General features: G+C 41.0%; 8 protein-coding genes. 2 read left to right on the forward strand and 6 right to left on the reverse strand.

Annotated elements, in window-relative coordinates:
- Positions 1-337: 337 nt before the first annotated feature.
- Positions 338-610 carry a hypothetical protein gene (locus FTU05_RS16720; protein ID WP_111886092.1) on the reverse strand — a complete coding sequence of 91 codons (273 nt, stop codon included), beginning with the start codon at positions 608-610 and terminating at the stop codon, positions 338-340.
- 225 nt (positions 611-835) lie between these two features.
- On the opposite strand from FTU05_RS16720, the gene FTU05_RS16725 reads away from it, so the two are divergent.
- A complete protein-coding gene (locus tag FTU05_RS16725; RefSeq protein WP_162689805.1) occupies positions 836-1,477 on the forward strand; it encodes a YitT family protein in 642 nt (213 codons plus the stop codon).
- Between the two features lie 492 nt (positions 1,478-1,969).
- On the opposite strand, the gene tyrS is transcribed toward FTU05_RS16725, so the two are convergent.
- Positions 1,970-3,202 carry a tyrosine--tRNA ligase gene (gene tyrS / locus FTU05_RS16730; protein ID WP_171262600.1) on the reverse strand — a complete coding sequence of 411 codons (1,233 nt, stop codon included), beginning with the start codon at positions 3,200-3,202 and terminating at the stop codon, positions 1,970-1,972.
- 63 nt (positions 3,203-3,265) lie between these two features.
- Between tyrS and FTU05_RS16735 the strand changes: the two genes are divergently transcribed.
- Positions 3,266-4,393, forward strand: coding sequence for an anhydro-N-acetylmuramic acid kinase (locus FTU05_RS16735; RefSeq protein ID WP_168379846.1), 1,128 nt, complete (start codon positions 3,266-3,268; stop codon positions 4,391-4,393).
- A gap of 98 nt (positions 4,394-4,491) precedes the next feature.
- Here FTU05_RS16735 and FTU05_RS16740 read toward each other — a convergent pair whose 3' ends face one another.
- The 4 genes from FTU05_RS16740 to FTU05_RS16755 form a co-directional block, all read right to left on the reverse strand.
- Positions 4,492-5,778, reverse strand: a complete 1,287-nt coding sequence (locus FTU05_RS16740) for a lytic murein transglycosylase (protein ID WP_111886090.1) — start codon at positions 5,776-5,778, stop codon at positions 4,492-4,494.
- Positions 5,779-6,511: 733 nt separating this feature from the next.
- Entirely contained in the window at positions 6,512-7,633 is a 1,122-nt protein-coding gene (locus FTU05_RS16745; protein ID WP_168379845.1) for a 5-(carboxyamino)imidazole ribonucleotide synthase, read from the reverse strand.
- 16 nt (positions 7,634-7,649) lie between these two features.
- A complete protein-coding gene (purE, locus tag FTU05_RS16750) occupies positions 7,650-8,162 on the reverse strand; it encodes a 5-(carboxyamino)imidazole ribonucleotide mutase (protein WP_078189531.1) in 513 nt (170 codons plus the stop codon).
- Positions 8,163-8,275: 113 nt separating this feature from the next.
- Positions 8,276-8,385: zinc ribbon domain-containing protein (locus tag FTU05_RS16755; RefSeq protein ID WP_179994364.1), on the reverse strand; the 110-nt coding region annotated here is incomplete at its 5' end.

Here is an 8,385-nt window from a genome sequence, read left to right on the forward strand (position 1 = left end):
AAATGGCTATTCTACGTTTGATTGGTTTTGGAAAAAAAGAAGAATTTAAGAAAGTGCTAGCAATTTTAAGAAAGAAAAAGCCTGATAGGACAAGGATCCTATGAAATTTGTCGTGTACAGAGAAATTTTTAGCAAATAGTCGATATTTAATTAAGTAAATTTCTTATATCTAGCAAATCTTTTTCAGCGCTTTTAAATCTAATAAAAGTAGCTTTGATTATTTATTGATCATTAGTCTACTTTTCTTCCTCAAAGCACATCATTTTTTTCTGTCATCACACCTATTCAAGCTTTATAGACATTTTTTTGCGTGCATTTTTATATTTCCAAGCATTTTTTAACGTTCAAATGCTAAATGTTGCATGACTTCCAAGATGACTTGTTGCTTTCCACGGAAATCCTCGGCAGAAAATAGCAGCTTGGCACGTCGAGGGAGTTGTTCTCGTACCAATGCAAATAGTTGGTACTGTGCTGCGATATCCAAATCATGTAATTGTTGCTGCGCCTCACAAAATAATGCTCGCTTATACTGTGTGGTTTGGTGATCAAATAAATATCTCAAGATTCGATCAATCTGTTCATCATGATTATCGGTATTGTAATACGCCATGTTGTTGCTCTTTTTTGATTTTTGACCATTGTTCCATAAGGCCTGTTTTTGCAAAAATCATTTTAATTACATGCTTAGTCATTTTTGCTGATAAAAATACAGCCTATTTTATTTGAATAATCACTATTAACGATCACAGTCATAAAAAGCCACTATTTTTGGGCTTTAGACGCATAGAGCGCAGGCTGCGTTTTACGTACACTCTTTTTATTTTTTAGGTGCAGGATGCCAACACAGTTTTTTCCACGCTTATTCTTACTATTAGGCGGATTAGGATTTTTGGCTTTTGGTGTCGTACTCTCTATACATTCAAATTTAGGGACATCCCCTATTTCCTCGGTGCCCTATAGCTTTAGCTATATCTTTCCTCTCACCGTCGGCACATTAACAGTATTAATGCATATCGTCATGATCCTGCTGCAAATGCTGATCTTAAAATCACGCTTTCAATGGATACAGTGGCTGCAATTACCCGTGGGAATTTTGTTTGGTGCATTTATTGACGGTTTAATGTGGCTGACCCAAGGCTGGAGCATAGAAAGTTACCCACTTCAACTCCTAGCTTGCTTGGCAAGTTGCCTGATTACTGCTTTAGGTGTGAGCTTAGTAGTCAAAGCCAGTCTAGTCCTCTTGGCCGCAGAAGGTCTCTATCAAGCCATTGCTGTTCGTTATCGCCTTGATTTTGGCAACTGTAAAACCTATGGCGACATCCTCTTGGTCAGTATTGCGGTTATCAGCAGTTGGCTGGTCTTACATCAAGTCATCGGAGTCCGTGAAGGCACCATTATTACCGCACTTTTAGTGGGAACATTAGTTAAGCGGATCTTACCTAAATTAAGCTTCATTCAATTTGGCCCTAAGCCCTAAAATAAAACTCAATGAACATCTATCTGAGTAAAGACATTTTAAAGCTCGATTGAATCGGGCTTTTTTCTGGAGCGATTAAAGTCTTTAATACAGAAATAAATGTGATTTTTGAAAGGAATAACTCAATTTTACAAATAAAAAAGGGAAAGATCTCTCCCAAAATCTTTCCCTTAGAATTGAATCTTTAGTCGATCCATCGTGTAGTTATTATAGTTATTTGTTAACTCACTAAAAAAAGAGTCCCTTGGGGAAGAGACTTATAAAAAGTGGAGTTATCGTTATGTACCCTCTAGATGGTATATATCTCTCTAGATGAATAAATCTTATACATAAAATTCAAGAAATGCAACACATTTGGCAAAATTTAAGTGTTGTTTTTATAAGGTTTTTTTTGAATTTTCTTATTTATATTATTAATATATTAATTAGTAAAAAAAAGCAGGCCGAAGCCTGCTTTTAATTCAATAACTTAACTAAAAATTCAAGAATTTATTAGTCGGTAAAAGTTACTTTTGCGATCGCTTTTTTGCTCGCTTGGATGATCAAAGTTTTGTTTTCTGACACAGCATAACCTGCATCAACCACTTCCCAATCCACTTTCACCGCGCCACGACCAATTGCATCTTTTGCTTGAGCAGCATTTTTAGTCAAACCCGCTTCACGCAAAATAGAAGTAATGAAAATCTCACCACCAAATGCGCCACGAGAAATAGTCACTTCTGGTGTACCTTCTGGAAGTTCACCTTCAGTAATCAAGTTGCCTGCACCTTTGTGCGCATTTGCCGCAGCTTCTGCGCCATGGAAACGCTCAACCAATTCAAGTGCAAGAATTTTCTTCACTTCTTGTGGGTTACGACCTTCAGCCACTTCTTTGAGCAACTGTTGAATTTCTTCAATCGATTTAAAGCTCAACAAGTCAAAGTAACGTTCGATCAAATCATCTGGCATTGAAAGCACTTTTTGGTACATCGCACCCGGTGCATCAAATACAGCAATATAGTTACCCAAAGATTTAGACATTTTATTTACGCCGTCTAAACCTTCAAGAATTGGCACAGTAATGCACACTTGAGATTCTTGGTCATAACGGCTTTGTAATGTACGACCCATCAGCAAGTTAAAGGTTTGGTCTGTACCACCTAACTCTACATCCGCTTCTAGTGCAACTGAGTCATAACCTTGTACCAATGGATATAAAAATTCGTGAATCGCAATCGGTTGATGGCTGTTATAACGTTTAGTGAAGTCATCACGTTCCAACATACGTGCCACAGTTTGCTGTGAAGCTAACTGAATCAAGTCAGCAGCAGTTTTTTGACCAAACCACTCTGAGTTAAACACAACTTTAGTTTTCGCTGGATCAAGAATCTTAAATACTTGTTCTTGATAAGTTTTAGCATTTTCTAAAACTTTTTCACGAGACAACGGCGGACGCGTAGCGCTCTTACCCGTTGGGTCACCGATCATGGCTGTATAGTCACCAATCAGGAAGTAAACTTCATGACCTAAATCTTGGAAAACTTTTAATTTATTAATCAGAACCGTATGACCTAAATGTAAATCAGGTGCAGTCGGGTCAAAACCCGCTTTAATTTTTAATGGGCGATTCTGCTTTAATTTCTTAAGAAGATCTTCTTCAGAAATAATCTCATGTGTGCCTCGTTGGATGAGGGCAAGTTGTTCTTCAGCCGGCAGGAAATTTGACATCACAAAATCCAAATAGATCAGTTATACAATTTGTGCGATATACTAACACTTTTTCAGCACATTGCAGGCTTAAGAATCATCATGACAGCGATCTACATTGGGGTAATGACCGGCACAAGCATGGATGGTGTCGATATTGTTGCTGCTTCTTTTGATCCTTTAGAGATTCATGCGACACTCACACTTCCCTTTGACCTAGACCTTCGTGATGAACTGATGGCCCTCACCTTGCCTGATGATAACGAAATTGATCGTATGGGTAAGGCAGACGTTGCTTTAGCTCAAATGATCGGTCATGGCATTAATGAATTGATCGAGAAGAATCAGCTAGATCGTAGTCAAATCAAGGCGATTGGCTCACATGGACAAACCATCCGCCACCGTCCTGAACATGGTTTTACCCTGCAAATTGGCGACCCCAATATTATTACCGAACTCACTAAAATCCCTGTGATTTCAGACTTTCGCCGCCGCGATATGGCTGCGGGTGGTCAAGGCGCACCTTTAGTTCCTGCGTTCCATCAAGCGCTTTTCCAACATGACACCATTCACCGTGTGATTTTAAATTTGGGTGGCATTGCCAATGTCAGCATGTTACCTGCGGGTAAACCTGAAGATGTCTATGGCTTTGATACAGGCCCTGCCAACATTTTAATGGATGCTTGGTGCGAACGTTATACTGGTCAGCCGTATGATGAAAATGGCAACTGGGCGGCTTATGGTCAGCCTATTCGCAGCCTGCTCGACCGCTTACAAGCGCATGAGTTTTTCTCTAAGGAACCGCCAAAAAGTACAGGTCGTGAAGACTTCAATCTAGAATGGTTAGATGAACAGATTCTCGATTGGCGTGGAGATCTCGAATATGACGAACTCGAAGATACGCCAGAAAACATTCAAGCAACCTTAATGAAACTCACCACACGTGCCATTAAAAAAGCCATTTACCGTTCTGATATGGATACCGGTGAAGTCTATGTCTGTGGTGGTGGTGCATATAATTCACACCTTTTAGAACAACTGCGCTGGCGTCTACGTAAACATGAATGGACGGTGCAAAGTACCGCAGATTTAGGCTTAAGCCCAACATGGGTGGAAGCGACGGCCTTTGCTTGGTTGGCGATGCGCTTTGTCAATCAGCTTAGTGCAAATTTACCAAGTGTGACGGGTGCTGCTGGCTATCGTATCTTAGGTACAATCACTGCGGTTTAAGAGTCAAAAACATATAAAAAAGGTCTGCAATTGCAGACCTTTTTTATATAGACAAGCTTTTATATAGATTAACTACTATATAAAAGCATAGCTAAAACTTAATTCATCATTGCCTTGGCATGTTCATTACGGAAAGCCTGTAAAATCTGCTGTCCCGCCCGACCTGTTGGGCTTAAACCCAGTCGATTTTGCTCTTGTCGAATGGCTTGACGGGTTTTATCTCCAATTAATCCATCCACTTTACCAATGTCATAGCCACGGTTAAGTAAAAATTGTTGAATCTCACGTCGTTCCGCACGTGAAGTCCCAGGATCATCGGTTGGCCATGTCGTACTAAAGCCACCCTTGCCTTGTAAGCGATCGGATAAATGCGCAATCGCTAATGCATAACTTTCTGCGGCATTGTAGCTGTAGATTGCATCGAAATTTTTAAACACCAAGAATACAGGCCCACTTGCCCCAGCCGGTGCCATTAATCCAGCTTGGCTCGATCCAGAAAGGTTACCTTGAATTAACGGCGTGCCATCGGCACGCTGCAAACCACGATTCATCCAGCTATCTAATGACTTTTTATTACGCCGACTTTCACCACTGATCGACATTCCTTCTGGAATTTTTACTTCAAAACCCCACGGCTGACCAGTTTGCCAACCACGCTTTTTCAGGAAGTTGGCCGTAGATGCCAACGCATCCGTGGTACTCGACACCAAATCACGGCGGCCATCACCATCAAAATCCACGGCCAGTTCTTCATAGGTACTCGGCATAAATTGGGTATGACCAAATGCACCTGCCCACGAACCTTTCAATTGTGATTCATTTAAATCACCACGCTGCAAAATCCGCATGGCTGCAAAAAACTCGCCACGGAAATAGCTTTGGCGGCGCCCTTCACAACTTAAAGTGCCCAATGACTGTAATAAAGGATAGCTACCCGCAATATCACCAAAATTACTCTCCACCCCCCAAACCGCGACCACGGTTTCAGCAGGCACACCATAAGCCGCCGCGACACGGTTTAATACATCACGATGCTGCGCCAATTTCTGCCGACCCAGTTGTACACGCTCTTCATCCACCAGTCCTGACAAATAGTCCCAAATCGGTGTTGAAAACTCAGGCTGATAGTTGAGCTTTTCAATCACAGAATAATCAGGTGTTAAATTTTGTGTATAGCGATCATAAGTTGACGCATTCACACCAGCATTCATTGCTTGCGAGCGCAAATTGGCTAAACAGCCTTGAAAGTTATTTTGTGGTGAAATGCTGCTTGTTGCAGGCATGCTCGACGCATTGACAGACTGACCATTAATAATCAACTCGGCATTTGCCTGAGTTATTGCCAAAAAAGCAGTCCCGAAAACAAATCCTAAGTGATGCTTCATACCCTTGATCTTTTTTTGAATTTAAATTGTTGCTTTAACAATAGCAGCTCAAAGCAAAAGTTAAAGGTTCAAAACGTAAATTTAAATTCATAATTTCTACTTATTTAAATTCATTTTTTAAATTTGAATTCAAAAGCAGTTATCCACAATCTTGTTTTAAATTCATTACAAACCAAACAGCGGTTTAAATTTAAATTCAAAACTTTTAAATTTAAAAATAAACTGCATGTAGAAAAAGTTATCCACAAATTCAAAATGGCGTGACAATTCATTTTTTATTGTTGATAATCAAAATATTATAGTTCTTAAAAGACTCTCTTTATAGATCCAATAAGTCTGATCAACTTTTAAATTCAAATTTTTTAAATTTAAACACAACGAAATGAATTCATTTTTTCAAATTTAAATTCATAAACTTTGAATTCATTGTTTTCGGTATCGGATTTTTTGAATTCAAATTCATGGTTTAAATTTAAAAACACAATTTGAATTCAAAACACATTGGTTATTTTTGATTTTGATTCACACACATCGCAGGCCATTGATACGGAAAAAACCATACGAAGATTCGCGCAGAATATTTATAAACGAACGAACACTTTATGATCAATAGTTTCTTGTCGTTTCACCGATAAGCGGTGTGATTTTGCAAAGAGGCGCAATGATGCCCGAACTACAGCGATAAAAAAAGCGGCCATGTGCATGACCGCTTTTTTATCATTCAAACTCAGGTTTAAATGGTCATATCTTCGCTAAGTGCCAGTGGATTCGGCAAAATTTTCGCCAAAGCACGACATAAAGCTGTTAATTCAGCAGTATCATTCGGCATTAAAGTGATGTGACCGATTTTGCGGCCTTCACGCTCTGTTTTGTTATACAGATGCAAATGCGCGCCATTCAGTGCCAATACATCTTCAGATTTCGGATGTTGGCCAATGATGTTTACCATGACCGTTGGACGAACAACTTCAGTCGAACCCAAAGGCAAACCTGCTACAGCACGAATGTGGTTTTCAAACTGTGAACACACTGCACCTTCAATCGACCAATGCCCCGAGTTATGCACACGTGGCGCCATTTCATTGGCATATAAGCCTTTATCGGTCACAAACAGTTCTAGCGTCAAAACACCGACATAATTCAAATGATTGAGCAGGCGAGTAATGTAGTCTTGCGCAACTGGTTGTAAGTCTGCGCTGTTTGGCGCAGGCACAATCGAATGCGACAAAATGCCGTTGTGGTGGTGGTTTTCCGCCAATGGCCATGTTTTCACATCACCGTCTTGACCACGCACCGCAATGATTGAGACTTCACGTGAGAAGGTTACAAAGCTTTCCGCAATCAATTCACCAGCAGGGCCCAGTTCAGCCCATGCTTGATCCATTTGCTCAGCGCTACGTAGCACAAATTGACCTTTACCGTCATAACCGCCACGCGATGTTTTCAGTACGATGGGTAAACCCAGTTCAGCAACAGCGGCTTCTAAACTCTCTAAAGACGTCACGGCCTTATAGGGTGCAACTGGAATAGCCAACTCATCAAACAAGGCTTTTTCAGACAAACGATGCTGTGCAATCGCTAAAGCTTGGCGCGGTGGGTGCAATGCTTTGTTTTTGGTCAATACATCAACATCTGCCAGCGGGGTATTTTCAAACTCTAAGCTGAAAACATCTGCGCTCTGAATGAAATCTTGCAAGCCATTTTCAGCTTGGGTCGAAATCACTGGACCTAGGGCTGCAGAAGGGCAGTCGGTACTCGCTTCAAAGAAGGTGCATTGAATGTTTAAAGGTAATGCCGCTTGCGCCATCATACGACCCAACTGGCCACCACCAAAAATACCAATGGTTTTATCCATGAGAAATGCCCCTTAATTAAGCTTGACCCGGAATATTTTTACTCGCCACTTTATCGGTTTGCGCAGCACGGAAATCTGCAACATTTTTTGCGATTTCAGGCCGTGTTAAACCTAAAATTTGTGCAGCCATGATCGCCGCATTGGTTGCACCCGCTGGGCCAATGGCCAAAGTACCGACAGCAATCCCTGCAGGCATTTGTACAATTGAAAGCAGTGAATCAACACCATTTAGAATCGATGATTTTACCGGTACGCCGAGTACAGGCAAATCAGTCTTGGCTGCACACATGCCTGGTAAATGTGCTGCGCCGCCAGCACCGGCAATAATTACTTGAATACCACGATCACGTGCGGTTTCGGCATATTCGAATAATCGATCTGGAGTTCGGTGTGCAGATACTACTTCCGCTTCAAATGGGACGCCAAGCTGTTTGAGCATATTGGCAGTGTTTTCTAGCGTTGCCCAATCCGATTGAGAACCCATGATAATTCCAACGAGAGGAGTGTCTTGTGAAGCGGCCGCATTCATTGCAATGTTTCCAGAGATTAAAGTAAGAGAGAGTAAATCTCGACTAGAGCCAAGCTTTAATAAGAGCCCCGTATTATAGACTGAAAATTCATCTCATTGACATCCTCCCCCCCTTAAAAGAGGGTGATTCCTACAGCTAGACGCTTATGCCCAAGCGCAAGAATGTTTAGAGCTGAGTTTATATCTCGATCATGAGCTGTACCACAGCTCATGCACTCCCATT

The sequence above is a fragment of the Acinetobacter sp. YH12049 genome, from assembly GCF_013419875.1.
Classification (GTDB): domain Bacteria; phylum Pseudomonadota; class Gammaproteobacteria; order Pseudomonadales; family Moraxellaceae; genus Acinetobacter; species Acinetobacter amyesii.

Coding starts and splice junctions, on each gene's coding strand:
- purE (WP_078189531.1), bottom strand. CDS start 8,162: ATGAATGCGGCCGCTTCACAAGACACTCCTCTCGTTGGAATTATCATG.
- FTU05_RS16720 (WP_111886092.1), bottom strand. CDS start 610: ATGGCGTATTACAATACCGATAATCATGATGAACAGATTGATCGAATC.
- FTU05_RS16740 (WP_111886090.1), bottom strand. CDS start 5,778: ATGAAGCATCACTTAGGATTTGTTTTCGGGACTGCTTTTTTGGCAATA.
- FTU05_RS16745 (WP_168379845.1), bottom strand. CDS start 7,633: ATGGATAAAACCATTGGTATTTTTGGTGGTGGCCAGTTGGGTCGTATG.
- FTU05_RS16735 (WP_168379846.1), top strand. CDS start 3,266: ATGACAGCGATCTACATTGGGGTAATGACCGGCACAAGCATGGATGGT.
- FTU05_RS16725 (WP_162689805.1), top strand. CDS start 836: ATGCCAACACAGTTTTTTCCACGCTTATTCTTACTATTAGGCGGATTA.